General features: G+C 45.2%; 1 protein-coding gene (cut by a window edge). It reads left to right on the forward strand.

What is annotated here, in order from left to right:
- A protein-coding gene (locus AC6I9F_RS03960) for a DUF1542 domain-containing protein (RefSeq protein ID WP_498022925.1) crosses the window boundary here: on the forward strand, positions 1 to 23,519 show its 5' portion. Its footprint extends 9,412 nt past the window's final position; the window shows 23,519 of its 32,931 coding nt (coding positions 1–23,519); the start codon lies at positions 1 to 3; its stop codon lies beyond the right edge, outside the window.

The raw sequence follows: 23,519 nt of genomic DNA on the forward strand, positions 1-23,519 counted from the left end.
ATGGACTTTGGAAAATATAACAAAGAAAAGGTTTTCCGATATTCGATTCGAAAATACCACTTTGGTGCTGCCAGTGTCGCGGTTGCGGCATTGATGTTCTTTGCTAACGGGGCAGTAGCAGCGCATGAACCCATCACTCCAGCCACGGCAAGTGATGTCGTTACGGCAGGTTCTGATGGAAAGGCAGACGGTGATTTAGGAAGCTCGGATGAGGGAGACTCGAACAAGGTTTCAACTGACCAGCCAGCTGAACTCAAAGCAGCTGATGAGGTGAAAACGCAGGAAGCACCAGCTGAGGGAACCAATCAAGGGCAAGCAGGAGCTGAGTCTAACTCTGCTCAGTCAGAGACAAATCCAGCTAACCAAGAACCTTCTCAAGCAGGAGAAGTAAAAGAGCAAGAACAGCCGACTGTCGCTGATACGACAGCAGCCAAATCGACTCAAGGGAATCTGCAAGCTTTGTTGGCAAAACTAACGCTTAGCTCAATGCAGGAACTCCATGCTGAAGTGGAAGCGGGTCTAGCAGCAGCTAATGCAGTTTTGAGCGACCCTAAAGCGACACAAGCGCAAGTTGACGAGCAAACAAGAGCTATGGAAGCCCTAATCAGCCGTGTCAACCAAGCCTTGACACCTGCCCTAGAAAATCCAACAATCTTGGAAAAAGCAGGTCTAGCATCTACAGACCTCACATCTACAGGTCTGACCTCTACCGGACTCGCCACTCCAGACGGAGCTGTAACTGAGCAACCAACCGGAGGGAACCGTCGTAGAAGAGGAGGCTTGAGCGCGGCAGCACCAGCTGCAAACTCAGTCAATCCATCTGCTGGAGGGAACGCAACTACTGCTGGGACAAACTCTCAAACGACTCCACAGACGCTCCCAACCTACACCAACACAGAAGGTAAAAATGGTGTTTATGGACTAAAAGATGAATTAGAGTTCATCACTGAGCAACTCCGAGCTAACGGAGCATCAGCAGATAAAATCCAAGCAGCCAAGGCAGCTGCTGATAAGTTCAATGAAGCCTTCTCTAAAGGCAACACCATCAGTCAAGAAGACTTTAGTGCTGCCTTAGCAGACCTGAAAAAATCGCGTGAACTGATCGAAGGAGTTCTTGCTGAAAATGAAGCAAATGCAGGAGTGGTAACAGGACCTGCAACCCCAAGCGAAAACAATGTAACTATCCAACCACGAACCAATGCTACAGGATGGTCAGGTTTCCGCTCGATGCCAGCAGGAGCTAGAACACGTGTGACACGTGCGGCTGAACGTGTAGCTCCAGGAAGCTACTTCATTGATAAGTACACCAGTTACTTTGATAAAGGTGATGACCCAACATCTCCATACGATAAATACACTTACGTTTACTACAATAGTAAACGACAAACTTCTGCAGGTAAAGATGATCCTGTATCAGATATTGTGAAGTATTTGAAGGAAACGGTCAAAAAAGTAACGGCGAATACAGCTGAGGGTGTTAAAAATGGAATTGATTGGGAAATTACAGTCAATCCAAGCCGTGAAAACCTTCAAAACATGAGCTTCTTCTTTACCCTTCCTAAGGGGCAAAGCTTGGTTAGAAATAGCTTTACCATTACTAGGGAAACGGCTACTGAGAGGCATTCGTTTTCATCTCCTGGAAACGGAAATGATGATGAAATAACTGCCAGCTTAAAAGCTGCAGGTCTGACTAGGGTAAGTAAAGGGACACCAGATAGAACAACTGCTCCAGCGCCAACTAAGTTTTTTGGAAACAATGTTTATAACTATGATGTATCAACCCTTTCTGGCTTAGCTAAACAAGGTGATTTCTTTATGAGGGGTAATGAATCCTCAGATGAAGTAACTCTTGGGAATAAGAAATTTGACCAAATTGAGAAAGATACGCAGACAGTCTACTATGCTCAGTTAGGGGTTATAGAAGACGGTGTTTATTCTTCAGATCCAAATGCTGCTTATCGAATTACTTTTAGAACGGAAGGTAGCAACAGAATTACTTCTCTAAGCTACCTATCTGGTATTAAAGGGGTGGATGTAAACAGTGGAGGTAACCCACGTAGAAAACTCATCCAACAATGGTATGCTCGCACACCAGGTGAAGTAGATTCTACGGACAAGTTTAAGTTTGATCTTGCTGGGAACAACTATTACCCTGTTAATCAAAATACAGTAAACTCCAAGTTTTACCGAGGAAACTACAATAATTATCAACAGACTAAAGATGGTATCACCTATAAAAATAGATATGATGAGTCTGACCAACCCTATAACTCACGAATTGACGGGGTAATATCTGCAGAAATAAGAAGCGGACAACCGATTGAAGAGTACAAATATTTTGACATTACTTCGTATGGAGATTATTTTAACGAATATGGCGTTAAGTTAGAAAAAGAGATAGAAGGGAAGGCTAAAGCTACCCAAAATGGTCAACAATGGCACTTGTACAAACTTGGTGAAAATAAGGAAATAAGTAAGGATGCGCTTACGCGAGATGCTATTTTGACTCCGGGTGTTCATAGCTATAAGTATGTCAGAACCTTTACCGATGGTTCTAGTGACTCTGACGTTTTCCACTTTGTGACCAAGCCGAAAACGCCAATCTTGGATACAGACTTAAGTCGCCAAGACGAGGGGGCAGCTAGGATTACTGCTAGCGGAGGTACAAAAGGATTTGACTTAGTGCTGTACAAAAAAGAGCCTAACGGCACCTTGACAAAGGTAGCAAGTGAAAAAGCTGATGATAACGGTCGTGCTACCTTTAATGTGCCAGACCTAAAACTAGGGGAGTACGTTGTTAAGACTGTTGTTGAAGGGAAATGGGCTGATTTTCGTGTAAAAGATAAACACGGACAACCTACTCACCATGATACGGTTGAGTCTGATGAGTCAAATGTAAGGAAAACACTTCCAGCTAAAATCGGACCTGCCAATACTAAAGATGGTGATCAACTTGATTTTGCGTCAGGTAACAAACAATATATCGGTTATCCTCAAAACCAGCATATAGGATCTAAAAGTATTCGTTTCTTGGTGAAAGGTGCAACCAATATCACCAAACTTGAGGTAGATAGTGGTGGTGGCTATGGAAAGCCTGGACGCTTCGCAACAAACTTCTGGAGAGTAGATGGACTAAATTCTCAAAAAGCAACAGTTAGAGCATGGGTATCCGACGGCATCAATAACGGTATCACAGATAATAGTAAATCTGGTATTACGAATCTAAAAATTAGAGCTACGCTAGCGGATGGAACTACAAAGGAGCTAACTACCAGTCTGATTATTCCACCAAACAAACAGAACTTAGCCGATAACCAAAATCCTGGTTTAGTAGAAAAAGCGAATGAAAAACCGACGATTCAAACCAAGAGTTTTGGAAATAATCTCAACGGAACCTATAAAGTTGGAGATGAAACATTGGTCTGGAAGGCTTTGTTAGTAAAAGGTGGAAGTGATGACTACGATGGAGTTCAACCGATTACAAAAGGTTATGATGTTGTAGCGGAAACTAGCTTGAATCCTGATGGAACTGCAACCTTTACAGCCGATAGCTATAAGAAAGATAAAATTGGAACGGATCCATTAAGAGTAACGCTTGCATTAGTAAACTCTAGGACAAATCAGGTTTTTGAAAACTTAGTCATTCGGAGAAGCGACAATAGTGTTCAAGCTACAGTTCCTAATACGAACTATACTCAAAAACAACCCCACCTAACCTTTATCCAAGGAGAAACCCCTACCTGGGGAGATCCTAAGGGCTACTTTACCTATGAGAATGGGGATCCTATCGGGACTAATAGAACCTTCCTATGGAAAAATTCTTCGAATCAGACAGCACCAAACAATCCTGACCTGTCTGTAGGAACTGGAAAAATCATAGAAGTTCTGGCTTCTAACCCTGGAGGAACCCCTAAGACGATAAATTTGACCTACGATGTAGTCGCACCTGTAACCCCTAACAACAACCTGTACACGGTCAAAGGGAAAGACTTTGTCAAACCAAACACTACGACTACGGCAGTGGCATCAGACTTCTATAACAACACCACTGGCAAGACTATCGCGTGGAAGACCAACTCAGCGCTAGATAAAAATGCAGCTGTAGGTCAAAACCATACAGCAACCGCTACTGTGACCTATCCAGGAGTGGACAAAGATGGAAATGCTATTACCCGTGACATTGCTGTCACCTATGGTATCGTTGATTCAAGCTTAACCAAGCATACATGGGCAGCTGACTACAATGGAAAACTAACAACAGGGACAGGAACTAATCCCGATGCTGATGCAAGAAACTACCTCAGCAAGGATAGCTATACAAATGGCAAGATTCAAACTGCCGAGTTTGTAGCAACGTCTAGGACAAACGCAGAGGCACCATCGACAACCAAACCAGGTAGTGTCAATAAAGAAATCAAGGTAACCTATGACAATGGTCAAACGCAAAACTTTGGTCTTCTTGTTCAAGTGAGACCGGATAAACCTCGTGTGACAGATGATTTGGGAGAAAAAGCAGGACTCAACAACCAAACTGTCACAGTCACCAATGTTCCAGCCAATGCTGGTACAGTCAATGTAACCCTCAAGGTAGATGGAAACGTGATAACAGGCACTCGAACAACTGTAAATGGCTCAACAGCAACCGTTACAGTTCCTGGCGTCCTACCAAAAGGAGCAATCACAGCGACTGTAGCATTGACAAATACTAGTCACGACTACCAAACAAATCGAGATAATAACTACACACTCAACTCAGACGATAGTGATCCAGTGAACAGTAGAGGTCGTAAACCGCAAAAACCAGAGATTCGTCAAGATAAGGAAGGTGATTTGGCGGTTACAGCGACAATTGGTCAAGATGGTGCCAATAAAGCGATTTTCAGCTACACCACTACAGGAAATCAAACGAAAGAGATTACCTTTGAAAAAGGAAGGGACGGTACTTGGAGCAAGGTCGGAGCTACTACAGATTCAACAGTTGCCATTCGTAATAACGCTAATGGAACGGCTGAAATTCACATGACGGGTGGAACTGCTACTGCAGGAACCTCTGTCTCTATCAAGCAACAAACAGCCTACTCAGACTTTACTGACCCAGCAACTCTGACTGCTTATGGTCGTATGACAATACCGAACCTCAATGCAAGAGAGGATACCAGTGTTACCATTACACCAGCCTCAGATGCCAATAAGTTGACCGTTACCTATACACCAAGCAACCAAACTGCAGCTACAACTGTCACATTGACTAAAAATAATGCAGGTCAGTGGCAAAACCAAACAGGATTTAGTGTGTCAGGCAATACGGTGACCTTGACAGCAGGAATCGCTAAAGCAGGGACAAGAGTTTCTGCTAAGGCTGAAAGTCCAAACACCATTAGTTTGGTAGGACAAGCTCAGGCTAAGCCTGCTGTACCGACAGTTAATGGCAGTGGCGCTTATGCAAATGCGCTAGACTCAACCAGTCGAACCATTACAGGTACAGGTTTGGTAGGTGCAACTATTAAGATTACCCTTCAAGATGGGTCGTCAGATAAAATAACAACTGTTGCATCTGATGGTAGCTGGAGCTACACACTTGCAGCTAACGAAACCTTGACTCAAAACAAACTGGCAGACAACACGAGCGGTTATAGTAATCAAGCTGTGCGTGTGAAACAGGTTGTCAATGGTGTAGAATCTGGTAGTGCCAGCAAAGATGTTTTGATTGGATTCCCTACCTTGGACAATCCTGTTGCTGCAGGTCGTGACATTACCTTCTCTTTACCGAAAGACGTTGGATTGAGCTATATTCAATTTGGCGGTAGTTATAATGAAGAAGTAACCGTTAAGAAGGATAATGGTGCTTGGAAGCTTGATGGACGTTTTGCAGATAAATTGAGTATAGAGACAGTGACTCAAGACAATCCATCCATCACTAAGCTTAAAATTAGCGTTAAAAATCCGACTACTGAAAGTGCTATTCCTTTCCGTCTGGTAGAGGGAGATCGAAAGATTCGTCTACGGATGCATAAAGCGAATGCTTCAGGAACTGCTACTTCTGGTACTTCTCAAATTACTGTAGGGGAAGGTACTGACCGTGGGGACTGGATTTACGCCAACGTAACAAATGAAAAACCAAGCATCACTGCTAAAGCTACTATTAAAGACACTTACGTTGCCAATGAGAAATTAACAAAAGCAAAACTGCTTGATCTTGTGAATGTCACAGATGCAGAGGACGATGCTGCTAAAACAGTTGGTCAAACTGCAAAACAAAAAGTAACAGTAGCGATTACTAAAGGTGGTCAAGCCTTTACATTAGCTGATGGTGATTATCTCAAAGAAGGTGACTACAATCTGGTGTATAGCACCAGTGACGCTGCTGGAAAGGCTGCGGACAATCTGACACGTACCATTCATGTTCAGTCTATCAAAGACGCTACAAACATCACCCTTACTCAAAAAGAAGAGTTCACATCAAGTGATGTTACAAACAATAGCTTTACAGATACAGCGAAAGATCGTTTTGTTGCCAAAATCAAACAACAAAATCCAAACTTACCAGCCAATACTCGAGTAGAGAAAGTGACAGATCCTGGATTAGGCAATGTTGCTAAAATCATTTTTGAAGATGGTTCTGAAAAGCTTGTAACTGGATCAGATATTGCTGTACCAGCAATGCCAACAGTAACACCAGAATCAGGATACGGACAAAACTTGAGTTCGACGACCCGTAGCATATCAGGTACAGGTATTCCGGGTGCAACGATTAAGATTACCTTACAAAATAACAAGGAAGTTTCAACAACAGTTGGAACGGATGGTACTTGGAACTATGACTTGAAAAATGGGGAACTGCTCTCGCAAAATGAAAAACAAGATGCGACAACTAAGGTAGCCAACCCTGTTTCATTCAAGCAAGAAATCGGTGGCATGATTTCTGCGCCAAAAAATGTTACTGTTAGCTTAGGACAAGCAAGATTTGAAGGGACGCCACTTCAAGCAGGACGTGATATCAGCGTTCGTATTCCGCATGATGCTAGTCGATTCTATGTAATGATTGCAAGTAAAGATGGAAGTAAGTATCAGTATGGAGTTAGTAAGACTGCTGCTGGAGGATGGCAGGTAGTAGAAGAACGTGCAACAAGTGGTGGAAGTTTCACAGCTACTGGAAGAAGCACAACTGACTTAACAGAGGAACAAAGCAGTAATCCATCAGAAAAACTACTGAAACTACACATTAAAGATGCCAATACGAAGGCAGATATTCCATTTACCATTCCTTCAGGGTCAAACAGTGTCATTGCACGGGTGCATTATGATAATCCAAATGTCAGTCCAGCTGGAGATTTTGCACGAGCAACTGCAACCAATACAGGTCCAAGCATTGCTGTAAACGAGCCAAATACGCACGATTACACAGCAGATGGTAGCTTGACGCTGGCAGGATTGAAATCTCTTGTCACAGTAACGGACGCAGAAGATGATGCCAACAAGACCGTAGGAAGTCCAGCGCGTGAGAATGTAAGTGTCGCCATTCAAAAAGATGGACAAGCAGTTACCTTAGCAACGAATGACTATCTCAAAAAGGGAGATTACACAGTAACCTACACCGTACGAGATGCGGCAGGTGCAACAGCAACTAAAACCCATACCTTAACGGTTTCTTCATTAGCAGAGTCTAAAGGTGGATCGATTGTTTATCCATCAGATGAACAAAAAGTAGTATACGGAAATGCTCAATTATCAAATAGTAACTTCACGCCGGACGCTAAGAAAGCTTTTGCTGATAAATTAGCAGAGGTAAACAAAAATAATACTAATTTACCAACAATCAATGGGCAAGGCGTGACATTTACAGCAGGCGCTACTGATGATAAAAACAAGGTTGTAACAGTTAGATTCCCAGATGGTTCAAGCTTGGATGTGCCAAGTGATAAGTTAGCTAAACGCCGACCAACTCAACCAGAGATAACGTCTGATAACAACGGAGATGTTACAGTAACTCCAGTGAATGAACCAAATGTTAATTCACTAAAAGTAACTTATACTCCAGCAGATAACCATCAGCTTCAAGAAGACGGTACTGTAACAACAACTCCTCAAACTGAGACGGAAGTAATCGCTACTAAAGGTGCTGATAACCAATGGACGATTACAAGGGGTCAAAAAGACGGAATTAGTATTGATGCAACTACTGGTGCAATCACACTGAAAGACGAAGTTGTTAAAGACCAAACAGATGTGAAAGCTAAGGATATTGCTCAAACTATTGAAGGTGATGAAGCTAGAGGTCGGGCAGCTAATGGAGATCAAACCAAGCCAGTTATTGATGCTAATTCTACGCTTATAGGAGTTCGAAAACAACTTAACATTCCTCTGACTCTATCAGATGGAAATGGAGTAGGTGTAGACGAAGGAAATATCAAAGTCACAAACTTGCCAAATGGTCTAACTTACGATTCAGCTAAAAAAACAATCACAGGAACACTAAGTTCAGTCACTAAACATGATATTACAGTAAGAGTCCTAGATAAGAACGGTAATAAAGCTGAGAAAATAATCTCTGTAATTGCTGTGAAGCCTAAACCGATTTATGCGATTAAAGACGGAAATATTCCAAATGTAGACACGGCAAGTAATTTTGTGGAAGTTCCTACAGGGGTAACAAGTCCAAGTGTTGCTTGGAAGGATGGTCAACCAACAACAACGACAGTAGGAAATTCGACTAAAACTGTAACGGTTAGTGCGCAAGGTTATACTTCGGCAGAAGTCGATGTTCCGGTGACGGTATATCCAGGAGTAACTTATCGTAAGGTTAATAATAAAGAAGTAACAGAGTACGATGAGATTGTTGGGCAACCATTGACGTCAAGATTAGTTTCAGGTGGAGGTAGATTTAACCCTGTAACTCCAGATTACTATATAGCCTTTGAAAATGGGACAAAACCCGCAGGAACAATGGTCGAATTTGAAGGCGGAACACCAGCAGAAACAAGTACAGCTGCAGGAGTAACGACTAAAACGATTAAAGTAACTTATCCAAATGGTGCAGGAACTGTTAAGAAAACAGTTACCTTCAAAACTTATGGTAATAAAGCGAAATTAGAAACTGGTAAAAATTATTCTGCAGAGACAACTGTAGGAACAGCATTTGCAAAAACAAATGCTGGAGACTATGTTGAACCAAGTAGTACTTTAGCTAATCCAGATGGTACTGCTATTGGATGGGGAAATGGGTATAGTTCTCCTAATCCAACAGATAAAGCACAGACAACTATCGGAGTACGAGAAGAAAACGTTAATGTTTGGTATGGTAATACTGTGAGGAATGATCGCGGAGATAATACGAATAATTACAATGATCAAAATATTAAAGTAACGTTAGCAGTAAATCCAAAAGCACCAACACTTCAAGGTCAAGCAGGTACTAAACCAGCTGTTACAGTATCAAACTTACCAGAAGCTTCGCAATTAGCAAAAGGAGCAACTGTAAAAGTTCAGCTTAAAGATGCTCAAGGCACTGTTGTAGCAGAAAAAGAAGTTACAGCAGGAGAGGCAACAGTAACATTCGCGGCAACTGACTATAAGAAAGAATTAACATTAGGAGAGCAATTAAACGCTACTGTCCTTGTCGCTGGAACATACAAGAAAACAGTAAAAACAGACAATAGAACTGAACAAATAGATACAGCTTATGCATTATCTTCAGCTAATAGTAATCAGGAAACTGTTAAAACGTATGCTGATTTCTATAGAAATCAAGTGAAATATCCAACTGATGCTGAAAAAGTGACTTATGGTGCTAGTGATATCGTTAATGGTAACTTTACAGATGCAGCGAAAGACCGCTTTGCAGCTAAACTTCAAGAAGTTAATGCAAGTAATAGCAAACTACCTACTGGAGTGACTTATACTAAGGGTACTACGGATGATAAGGAAAAAGTAGCTGTGATTAACTTCCCAGATCGTTCTACTATTGATATTTCACATGCGGTTGTAGCCAAACCAGAAGTTCCGACAGTGACGTTGACTCATGATGATAAAGTATCGGATGCGGATCGCACGATTTCTGGTACAGCGCTTCAAAACGCGACAAAAGTTACGATTCATTTCCAAGATGGACGAGGAACAGAAGGACATGTAGATGTTACACCTGTTAATGGTAAATGGACTTATACTCTTCCATCAGGACGTTACCTCCGCCAAACAGACCAATCAACTCTACCAGGTTCTTCAACTGTACCGGTAAGGGTAACTCAAACTGTCTTTGATGCGACGAGTGATGCAGCGTCTGTATATGTAGCGAAAGACCGTAACTTTGCAGGGAAGACAATTACGGGTGTGAGAGGTAGTGCAGAACTTGAACAGTTGAAGTCAAATCCGAAAGTTGGAATTTCTTATACCGAAAGAGGTACTGAACAGACGTTCCCAAGTGATTTTGACGCTGCGTGGAAAACGACGCCGGATGTGACAAGTATTGGTACCCGTACTTACATTGCAAATGTCTTTGAAAAAGATAGAACCGACAGAGTTAGCCAAGAGGTTCCGGTTAAAGTTGTTGTCAAACCAAGCACCCCAAGTCTAGTAACAGCAGTCGGTAAGAAAGATGCAGGCAGCGTTACAGTGAATGGCGTGAATAGTGGTACCACGGTAGCCCTCTATGACATGACCGATCCAACTAACCCAATCGAATTGGGACGCACAGATGTACCAAAAGATGGTGACTTTGCGCTCAAAGATGGAGTAGCGATTAACCTAGCACCAGGCAAGAAATTGACGAAGGATATGCCGATCGCGGTTCGCAGTATCTACAAACCAACCGTAGCGGCTGAACGAACAGCATCAGACTACGGCACAAGCTTGAAGGTAACAGAAGGTCTAAAAGCCAAAGACTACCACTTGATTAAGGGAGCAACCCCAACAGACGCATTGACAGATCGACTTCAATATAAGGATGATACAGCTCTTCCAGCAGGCTCAACAGTAGAATGGAAGGAAACTCCAGACTACAGCCGTGTGGGTGATGCGACTTACAAAGCGACTGTTACTATTCCAGGCTCAGGAAGCACAGAAGTGACGATTCCAGTGCATGTTTATCCAACGGTAGCTCTAGCTAGTCCGAACGGCTATAACAATAAACAAGGTACCTTGTCACATGGAGCTGACGCAGAGACATATGTCGTCTTCAAAGATGGCAACCAAACAGTGGCTAAACCAGCAGGCGTAACAGTTCGTTGGCAAGGTGGCACTGCACCAGGTATCGCAACAGCGTCCGCAAGCAATGTGGGACGTATCGAGGTAGAATACCCAGCAGACAATGCGGCAGGTAAGACGGTTCAAACGCTAGAAGTAGCCCTTCCAACTTATCATGCAGTAGCCAAGGAAACAGAAGTCGTGCGTACGATTGGTTCAACCTTTGCCTCAACAGAAGCTAGCGCTTATGTGAAGAAAGCAGAAAATGGACCAGACCTTCCACAAGGCACAGAGTACACATGGCAAACAGATGAGACAGCTAATAAGGCCTATGGTTCAGGCACTTGGGGTAAAGTCAACGATGACTGGCTTGGTAAGAAGACCAACAAGGTTAAAGTTTACTACCCACAAGTAGACGGTGGTAATACGAAAGATGAAAATCTGGCAGAAGAAACACAGGAAATCACCTTTGTGACCAAACCAGCGACTCCAAGTATTACGACTGACTTGACAGGAAGCGCCGGCACAAGAAAAACCATCCATATTGAGAATGCGACACCAGGAACCACTGTTGAGCTCTACAATGGCGATACGAAAATTGGTTCTGTAGATGTACCGAAAGCTGGTACGACTCGTTACAGTGATCTAACGACAGTTGATCTAACGATGACCCAGGACATCCCAACATCAACCAACATCACAGCCAAAGCGGTTTACAAACCAACCGAAGCAACTGAACGCGTTGAATCAGATGCAAGTACTGCCAAAGCCTCAACCTTCATCACTCTAAGTGCTAAAGGCAGCATCCAAACCATGAAGGGAACAGGCACTCTTACTGAGTTGGATAACTTGAACGAAGCCACTCTAGCTAAGTTACTCCGTCGTTCAGACGCAACTACGGACTTCACAGGCGCAACAGGCCGCTGGAAGAACCAAGATGCGACTAGAAAAACGGCAGAGGCAGGCACACGAACAGAAACCCTTCTAGTGCGCCTAGCAGGTCAAACGAATGAGCAAGAGGTCAACTTCACCTTCACTACTTTAGCGCAACCAAGCGCCAAAGCTGTCATAAGAACAAATGGTCAAGATATTACAAATGATGACTTGAGCAAGTATGTAACAGCAGACGGCAACAATGGTTTGAGTTGGGAAAACCAACCAGCTAAGGTAGAAGTCGGCAAAACTCTTCCACGTATCCAAGTCACTTACCCAAGTGATGGTGTAGCGGTATCAGACGTTACGACTCAATACGTGACACCAACAGTGTACGCAGTGGCAGAGAACCCAACTCCAGGTATTGATGCGCATAAAGGTAGCACGCTTTCAGAAGCCGCTTCTGACTATGTGAAACCAGCACCAAACACAGAAGGCTTCCCTAATGGTACGACTCATGCATGGAAGGATGGAGATAAACCAAGTACCGACCATGTAGGAGAAGTGACGAAGACAGTTGTGACCACTTATGGTAAGGGCGATGACGTACCGGCTGAGCTTCGAGGTAAGGAAGTAGAAACACCGGTGACGATTACAGTTGTCCCAGACAAACCAGTTGTGACTCCAAATACAGACGGAACAGTTGGTGTGACAATTCCAGAGGAAACAACGAAAGTTGAAGTGACATACACTCCAGAAGGACAAGACGCTCCAACAACCGTAGAGGTTACGAAGAACCAAGATGGAAGCTGGACAGCGCCAGCAGACAGTGGTATCACGATTAACCCAGACGGCAGCCAGATTACGGTGCCAGCGGACAAGGTGAAAGATGGCACAGGTGTCACAGCCAAAGGTATCACGACAATTGACGGTAAAGACTTTACAAGTCAGTCAAGTGATAGTGCAGATGCCAAAGCGCCACGCTTGGGTAAACCAACGATTAGTCAAAACGCAGACTACGGCATTGAAGTTGAATTGGATGACAAGGCAACTCATGCAGAAGTAGACTATGTGGATGCGGCTGGCAATACTCGTAAGTTAACCTTTGATAAGGCAACTAATGGGGATTGGACGAAGACAGATAATGTCGCTATCGGAACAGTCGTGACAACTGGTAACAAGATTGTGATGCAGGCCAATACAGCTCAGGCAGGTAGCATCGTAAAAGCTACTCAAAAATCAGCTTTATCAGATCCATCAGAAGCAGCTGACCACAAGGCAGTGGGCTTACTGAACAGTCCAGTTGTGACTCCGCAAATTGATAGTGGCGTCCAAATAGAAGCTCCAAGTGACGCGACAAGTCTTGAAGTAACCTACACGCCAGCAGGCAGTCAAGCGTCAACGAAAGTGACCCTTACTAAGACTGACCAAGGTTGGCAAGTTCCAGAAGGATTTGAAGTAGGCACAGATGGCAAACCAGTCTTGAAAGCCAAGACAGCTACAGCCGGAACTGAGGTAACGGTACAAGCCAAAGCACAAGACATGGAAAGTAAGCCATCCACTGGTAAAGTGAAGACAGCTCAACCATCAACCTTTACTCCAGAAAGTAAACAAAATGGGGATGTTGTGATTCCATTACCAGCTGATGCGGATAAAGTCGTGATCAACTACCCAGAAAGTGATACGGTTACGAAGACAGTAGAACTTACCAAGGGAGCAGATGGCAACTGGAGTGCACCAGCGGATAGCCCAATCACAGTTAAAGATGGCAAGGCAACTGTTAAACAAGGAACAGCAAGCAGTGGTAAGTCTATCACAGCTCAAGCAACAGCCGGAACTGGCACAGATGTCAGCGCGGCACGCGAAGCGACTATAACTGTTCCAAGTCATACGCAGCCAACTGTTAGCACCATTACGGTAGAAGCAGATAGCAAGCCAACAGCAGATTCTATTAGCAATGCCGTAACAGCAGAGCATAAGAAAACTGCGGTAGCTAAAGCAGCTCTTCCAACAGTAGCAGCAGGAACCAGTCAAACTGTGGGAGTGACCGTCACTTATGACGATGACTCTACAGAAGATGTAGAAGTTACAGTCCAAGCTAAAGAAGCAACACCGACAGCAGCCACAACCAAACAATGGCAAAATGGTGATGTTGAAATCGGCTTACCAGACACTGCGGATAAAGCACGCTTGACTTATACAGATAAGCAAGGTGCAAGTCAAACAGTTGATCTCAGCAAAGGAGCGACAGGCTGGACGGTAACAAGCGGTGATGCGAGTCTATTAGCTAACGGTACGTTACGCTTGAAACCATCAAGCTACACAGCTGGTCAAGCAGTAAGTGTCAGCGCAACCAAGGGAAGCGACGCTACAACCAGTCAGGCATCAAGTGCAAGTATCACTCCGACAGCACATACTGTGGACATCGCTTCAATCACCAAGGTGAAAGGTGAAGCCGTAGAGGCAACAGACCTCACAGGTGCTGTAACAGCGACAGGCAAAGATCACGTGGAAGCAGTAGGCACAGTCCCTACAGATTTAGGTAAACACCAAATCTCAGCTAAGCTTGTTTATGGTGATACGAGTGAAGAAACCATTCAGATTCCATATACTGTCAAACCAAGCACTCCAAGTCTTGTAAGTGCAGTCGGTAAGAAAGATGCGGGCAGCGTTACAGTGAATGGCGTGAATAGTGGTACCACGGTAGCCCTCTATGACATGACCGATCCAACTAACCCAATCGAATTGGGACGCACAGATGTGCCAAAAGATGGTGACTTTACGCTCAAAGATGGAGTAGCGATTAACCTAGCACCAGGTAAGAGCTTGACGAAGGACATGCCGATCGCGGTTCGCAGTATCTACAAACCAACCGTAGCGGCTGAACGAACAGCATCAGACTACGGCACAAGCTTGAAGGTAACAGAAGGTCTAAAAGCCAAAGACTACCACTTGATTAAGGGAGCAACCCCAACAGACGCATTGACAGATCGACTTCAATATAAGGATGATACAGCTCTTCCAGCAGGCTCAACAGTAGAATGGAAGGAAACTCCAGACTACAGCCGTGTGGGTGATGCGACTTACAAAGCGACTGTTACTATTCCAGGCTCAGGAAGCACAGAAGTGACGATTCCAGTGCATGTTTATCCAACGGTAGCTCTAGCTAGTCCGAACGGCTATAACAATAAACAAGGTACCTTGTCACATGGAGCTGACGCAGAGACATATGTCGTCTTCAAAGATGGCAACCAAACAGTGGCTAAACCAGCAGGCGTAACAGTTCGTTGGCAAGGTGGCACTGCACCAGGTATCGCAACAGCGTCCGCAAGCAATGTGGGACGTATCGAGGTAGAATACCCAGCAGACAATGCGGCAGGTAAGACGGTTCAAACGCTAGAAGTAGCCCTTCCAACTTATCATGCAGTAGCCAAGGAAACAGAAGTCGTGCGTACGATTGGTTCAACCTTTGCCTCAACAGAAGCTAGCGCTTATGTGAAGAAAGCAGAAAATGGACCAGACCTTCCACAAGGCACAGAGTACACATGGCAAACAGATGAGACAGCTAATAAGGCCTATGGTTCAGGCACTTGGGGTAAAGTCAACGATGACTGGCTTGGTAAGAAGACCAACAAGGTTAAAGTTTACTACCCACAAGTAGACGGTGGTAATACGAAAGATGAAAATCTGGCAGAAGAAACACAGGAAATCACCTTTGTGACCAAACCAGCGACTCCAAGTATTACGACTGACTTGACAGGAAGCGCCGGCACAAGAAAAACCATCCATATTGAGAATGCGACACCAGGAACCACTGTTGAGCTCTACAATGGCGATACGAAAATTGGTTCTGTAGATGTACCGAAAGCTGGTACGACTCGTTACAGTGATCTAACGACAGTTGATCTAACGATGACCCAGGACATCCCAACATCAACCAACATCACAGCCAAAGCGGTTTACAAACCAACCGAAGCAACTGAACGCGTTGAATCAGATGCAAGTACTGCCAAAGCCTCAACCTTCATCACTCTAAGTGCTAAAGGCAGCATCCAAACCATGAAGGGAACAGGCACTCTTACTGAGTTGGATAACTTGAACGAAGCCACTCTAGCTAAGTTACTCCGTCGTTCAGACGCAACTACGGACTTCACAGGCGCAACAGGCCGCTGGAAGAACCAAGATGCGACTAGAAAAACGGCAGAGGCAGGCACACGAACAGAAACCCTTCTAGTGCGCCTAGCAGGTCAAACGAATGAGCAAGAGGTCAACTTCACCTTCACTACTTTAGCGCAACCAAGCGCCAAAGCTGTCATAAGAACAAATGGTCAAGATATTACAAATGATGACTTGAGCAAGTATGTAACAGCAGACGGCAACAATGGTTTGAGTTGGGAAAACCAACCAGCTAAGGTAGAAGTCGGCAAAACTCTTCCACGTATCCAAGTCACTTACCCAAGTGATGGTGTAGCGGTATCAGACGTTACGACTCAATACGTGACACCAACAGTGTACGCAGTGGCAGAGAACCCAACTCCAGGTATTGATGCGCATAAAGGTAGCACGCTTTCAGAAGCCGCTTCTGACTATGTGAAACCAGCACCAAACACAGAAGGCTTCCCTAATGGTACGACTCATGCATGGAAGGATGGAGATAAACCAAGTACCGACCATGTAGGAGAAGTGACGAAGACAGTTGTGACCACTTATGGTAAGGGCGATGACGTACCGGCTGAGCTTCGAGGTAAGGAAGTAGAAACACCGGTGACGATTACAGTTGTCCCAGACAAACCAGTTGTGACTCCAAATACAGACGGAACAGTTGGTGTGACAATTCCAGAGGAAACAACGAAAGTTGAAGTGACATACACTCCAGAAGGACAAGACGCTCCAACAACCGTAGAGGTTACGAAGAACCAAGATGGAAGCTGGACAGCGCCAGCAGACAGTGGTATCACGATTAACCCAGACGGCAGCCAGATTACGGTGCCAGCGGACAAGGTGAAAGATGGCACAGGTGTCACAGCCAAAGGTATCACGACAATTGACGGTAAAGACTTTACAAGTCAGTCAAGTGATAGTGCAGATGCCAAAGCGCCACGCTTGGGTAAACCAACGATTAGTCAAAACGCAGACTACGGCATTGAAGTTGAATTGGATGACAAGGCAACTCATGCAGAAGTAGACTATGTGGATGCGGCTGGCAATACTCGTAAGTTAACCTTTGATAAGGCAACTAATGGGGATTGGACGAAGACAGATAATGTCGCTATCGGAACAGTCGTGACAACTGGTAACAAGATTGTGATGCAGGCCAATACAGCTCAGGCAGGTAGCATCGTAAAAGCTACTCAAAAATCAGCTTTATCAGATCCATCAGAAGCAGCTGACCACAAGGCAGTGGGCTTACTGAACAGTCCAGTTGTGACTCCGCAAATTGATAGTGGCGTCCAAATAGAAGCTCCAAGTGACGCGACAAGTCTTGAAGTAACCTACACGCCAGCAGGCAGTCAAGCGTCAACGAAAGTGACCCTTACTAAGACTGACCAAGGTTGGCAAGTTCCAGAAGGATTTGAAGTAGGCACAGATGGCAAACCAGTCTTGAAAGCCAAGACAGCTACAGCCGGAACTGAGGTAACGGTACAAGCCAAAGCACAAGACATGGAAAGTAAGCCATCCACTGGTAAAGTGAAGACAGCTCAACCATCAACCTTTACTCCAGAAAGTAAACAAAATGGGGATGTTGTGATTCCATTACCAGCTGATGCGGATAAAGTCGTGATCAACTACCCAGAAAGTGATACGGTTACGAAGACAGTAGAACTTACCAAGGGAGCAGATGGCAACTGGAGTGCACCAGCGGATAGCCCAATCACAGTTAAAGATGGCAAGGCAACTGTTAAACAAGGAACAGCAAGCAGTGGTAAGTCTATCACAGCTCAAGCAACAGCCGGAACTGGCACAGATGTCAGCGCGGCACGCGAAGCGACTATAACTGTTCCAAGTCATACGCAGCCAACTGTTAGCACCATTACGGTAGAAGCAGATAGCAAGCCAACAGCAGATTCTATTAGCAATGCCGTAACAGCAGAGCATAAGAAAACTGCGGTAGCTAAAGCAGCTCTTCCAACAGTAGCAGCAGGAACCAGTCAAACTGTGGGAGTGACCGTCACTTATGACGATGACTCTACAGAAGATGTAGAAGTTACAGTCCAAGCTAAAGAAGCAACACCGACAGCAGCCACAACCAAACAATGGCAAAATGGTGATGTTGAAATCGGCTTACCAGACACTGCGGATAAAGCACGCTTGACTTATACAGATAAGCAAGGTGCAAGTCAAACAGTTGATCTCAGCAAAGGAGCGACAGGCTGGACGGTAACAAGCGGTGATGCGAGTCTATTAGCTAACGGTACGTTACGCTTGAAACCATCAAGCTACACAGCTGGTCAAGCAGTAAGTGTCAGCGCAACCAAGGGAAGCGACGCTACAACCAGTCAGGCATCAAGTGCAAGTATCACTCCGACAGCACATACTGTGGACATCGCTTCAATCACCAAGGTGAAAGGTGAAGCCGTAGAGGCAACAGACCTCACAGGTGCTGTAACAGCGACAGGCAAAGATCACGTGGAAGCAGTAGGCACAGTCCCTACAGATTTAGGTAAACACCAAATCTCAGCTAAGCTTGTTTATGGTGATACGAGTGAAGAAACCATTCAGATTCCATATACTGTCAAACCAAGCACTCCAAGTCTTGTAAGTGCAGTCGGTAAGAAAGATGCGGGCAGCGTTACAGTGAATGGCGTGAATAGTGGTACCACGGTAGCCCTCTATGACATGACCGATCCAACTAACCCAATCGAATTGGGACGCACAGATGTGCCAAAAGATGGTGACTTTACGCTCAAAGATGGAGTAGCGATTAACCTAGCACCAGGTAAGAGCTTGACGAAGGACATGCCGATCGCGGTTCGCAGTATCTACAAACCAACCGTAGCGGCTGAACGAACAGCATCAGACTACGGCACAAGCTTGAAGGTAACAGAAGGTCTAAAAGCCAAAGACTACCACTTGATTAAGGGAGCAACCCCAACAGACGCATTGACAGATCGACTTCAATATAAGGATGATACAGCTCTTCCAGCAGGCTCAACAGTAGAATGGAAGGAAACTCCAGACTACAGCCGTGTGGGTGATGCGACTTACAAAGCGACTGTTACTATTCCAGGCTCAGGAAGCACAGAAGTGACGATTCCAGTGCATGTTTATCCAACGGTAGCTCTAGCTAGTCCGAACGGCTATAACAATAAACAAGGTACCTTGTCACATGGAGCTGACGCAGAGACATATGTCGTCTTCAAAGATGGCAACCAAACAGTGGCTAAACCAGCAGGCGTAACAGTTCGTTGGCAAGGTGGCACTGCACCAGGTATCGCAACAGCGTCCGCAAGCAATGTGGGACGTATCGAGGTAGAATACCCAGCAGACAATGCGGCAGGTAAGACGGTTCAAACGCTAGAAGTAGCCCTTCCAACTTATCATGCAGTAGCCAAGGAAACAGAAGTCGTGCGTACGATTGGTTCAACCTTTGCCTCAACAGAAGCTAGCGCTTATGTGAAGAAAGCAGAAAATGGACCAGACCTTCCACAAGGCACAGAGTACACATGGCAAACAGATGAGACAGCTAATAAGGCCTATGGTTCAGGCACTTGGGGTAAAGTCAACGATGACTGGCTTGGTAAGAAGACCAACAAGGTTAAAGTTTACTACCCACAAGTAGACGGTGGTAATACGAAAGATGAAAATCTGGCAGAAGAAACACAGGAAATCACCTTTGTGACCAAACCAGCGACTCCAAGTATTACGACTGACTTGACAGGAAGCGCCGGCACAAGAAAAACCATCCATATTGAGAATGCGACACCAGGAACCACTGTTGAGCTCTACAATGGCGATACGAAAATTGGTTCTGTAGATGTACCGAAAGCTGGTACGACTCGTTACAGTGATCTAACGACAGTTGATCTAACGATGACCCAGGACATCCCAACATCAACCAACATCACAGCCAAAGCGGTTTACAAACCAACCGAAGCAACTGAACGCGTTGAATCAGATGCAAGTACTGCCAAAGCCTCAACCTTCATCACTCTAAGTGCTAAAGGCAGCATCCAAACCATGAAGGGAACAGGCACTCTTACTGAGTTGGATAACTTGAACGAAGCCACTCTAGCTAAGTTACTCCGTCGTTCAGACGCAACTACGGACTTCACAGGCGCAACAGGCCGCTGGAAGAACCAAGATGCGACTAGAAAAACGGCAGAGGCAGGCACACGAACAGAAACCCTTCTAGTGCGCCTAGCAGGTCAAACGAATGAGCAAGAGGTCAACTTCACCTTCACTACTTTAGCGCAACCAAGCGCCAAAGCTGTCATAAGAACAAATGGTCAAGATATTACAAATGATGACTTGAGCAAGTATGTAACAGCAGACGGCAACAATGGTTTGAGTTGGGAAAACCAACCAGCTAAGGTAGAAGTCGGCAAAACTCTTCCACGTATCCAAGTCACTTACCCAAGTGATGGTGTAGCGGTATCAGACGTTACGACTCAATACGTGACACCAACAGTGTACGCAGTGGCAGAGAACCCAACTCCAGGTATTGATGCGCATAAAGGTAGCACGCTTTCAGAAGCCGCTTCTGACTATGTGAAACCAGCACCAAACACAGAAGGCTTCCCTAATGGTACGACTCATGCATGGAAGGATGGAGATAAACCAAGTACCGACCATGTAGGAGAAGTGACGAAGACAGTTGTGACCACTTATGGTAAGGGCGATGACGTACCGGCTGAGCTTCGAGGTAAGGAAGTAGAAACACCGGTGACGATTACAGTTGTCCCAGACAAACCAGTTGTGACTCCAAATACAGACGGAACAGTTGGTGTGACAATTCCAGAGGAAACAACGAAAGTTGAAGTGACATACACTCCAGAAGGACAAGACGCTCCAACAACCGTAGAGGTTACGAAGAACCAAGATGGAAGCTGGACAGCGCCAGCAGACAGTGGTATCACGATTAACCCAGACGGCAGCCAGATTACGGTGCCAGCGGACAAGGTGAAAGATGGCACAGGTGTCACAGCCAAAGGTATCACGACAATTGACGGTAAAGACTTTACAAGTCAGTCAAGTGATAGTGCAGATGCCAAAGCGCCACGCTTGGGTAAACCAACGATTAGTCAAAACGCAGACTACGGCATTGAAGTTGAATTGGATGACAAGGCAACTCATGCAGAAGTAGACTATGTGGATGCGGCTGGCAATACTCGTAAGTTAACCTTTGATAAGGCAACTAATGGGGATTGGACGAAGACAGATAATGTCGCTATCGGAACAGTCGTGACAACTGGTAACAAGATTGTGATGCAGGCCAATACAGCTCAGGCAGGTAGCATCGTAAAAGCTACTCAAAAATCAGCTTTATCAGATCCATCAGAAGCAGCTGACCACAAGGCAGTGGGCTTACTGAACAGTCCAGTTGTGACTCCGCAAATTGATAGTGGCGTCCAAATAGAAGCTCCAAGTGACGCGACAAGTCTTGAAGTAACCTACACGCCAGCAGGCAGTCAAGCGTCAACGAAAGTGACCCTTACTAAGACTGACCAAGGTTGGCAAGTTCCAGAAGGATTTGAAGTAGGCACAGATGGCAAACCAGTCTTGAAAGCCAAGACAGCTACAGCCGGAACTGAGGTAACGGTACAAGCCAAAGCACAAGACATGGAAAGTAAGCCATCCACTGGTAAAGTGAAGACAGCTCAACCATCAACCTTTACTCCAGAAAGTAAACAAAATGGGGATGTTGTGATTCCATTACCAGCTGATGCGGATAAAGTCGTGATCAACTACCCAGAAAGTGATACGGTTACGAAGACAGTAGAACTTACCAAGGGAGCAGATGGCAACTGGAGTGCACCAGCGGATAGCCCAATCACAGTTAAAGATGGCAAGGCAACTGTTAAACAAGGAACAGCAAGCAGTGGTAAGTCTATCACAGCTCAAGCAACAGCCGGAACTGGCACAGATGTCAGCGCGGCACGCGAAGCGACTATAACTGTTCCAAGTCATACGCAGCCAACTGTTAGCACCATTACGGTAGAAGCAGATAGCAAGCCAACAGCAGATTCTATTAGCAATGCCGTAACAGCAGAGCATAAGAAAACTGCGGTAGCTAAAGCAGCTCTTCCAACAGTAGCAGCAGGAACCAGTCAAACTGTGGGAGTGACCGTCACTTATGACGATGACTCTACAGAAGATGTAGAAGTTACAGTCCAAGCTAAAGAAGCAACACCGACAGCAGCCACAACCAAACAATGGCAAAATGGTGATGTTGAAATCGGCTTACCAGACACTGCGGATAAAGCACGCTTGACTTATACAGATAAGCAAGGTGCAAGTCAAACAGTTGATCTCAGCAAAGGAGCGACAGGCTGGACGGTAACAAGCGGTGATGCGAGTCTATTAGCTAACGGTACGTTACGCTTGAAACCATCAAGCTACACAGCTGGTCAAGCAGTAAGTGTCAGCGCAACCAAGGGAAGCGACGCTACAACCAGTCAGGCATCAAGTGCAAGTATCACTCCGACAGCACATACTGTGGACATCGCTTCAATCACCAAGGTGAAAGGTGAAGCCGTAGAGGCAACAGACCTCACAGGTGCTGTAACAGCGACAGGCAAAGATCACGTGGAAGCAGTAGGCACAGTCCCTACAGATTTAGGTAAACACCAAATCTCAGCTAAGCTTGTTTATGGTGATACGAGTGAAGAAACCATTCAGATTCCATATACTGTCAAACCAAGCACTCCAAGTCTTGTAAGTGCAGTCGGTAAGAAAGATGCGGGCAGCGTTACAGTGAATGGCGTGAATAGTGGTACCACGGTAGCCCTCTATGACATGACCGATCCAACTAACCCAATCGAATTGGGACGCACAGATGTGCCAAAAGATGGTGACTTTACGCTCAAAGATGGAGTAGCGATTAACCTAGCACCAGGTAAGAGCTTGACGAAGGACATGCCGATCGCGGTTCGCAGTATCTACAAACCAACCGTAGCGGCTGAACGAACAGCATCAGACTACGGCACAAGCTTGAAGGTAACAGAAGGTCTAAAAGCCAAAGACTACCACTTGATTAAGGGAGCAACCCCAACAGACGCATTGACAGATCGACTTCAATATAAGGATGATACAGCTCTTCCAGCAGGCTCAACAGTAGAATGGAAGGAAACTCCAGACTACAGCCGTGTGGGTGATGCGACTTACAAAGCGACTGTTACTATTCCAGGCTCAGGAAGCACAGAAGTGACGATTCCAGTGCATGTTTATCCAACGGTAGCTCTAGCTAGTCCGAACGGCTATAACAATAAACAAGGTACCTTGTCACATGGAGCTGACGCAGAGACATA

This window comes from Streptococcus nakanonensis, from assembly GCF_059738785.1.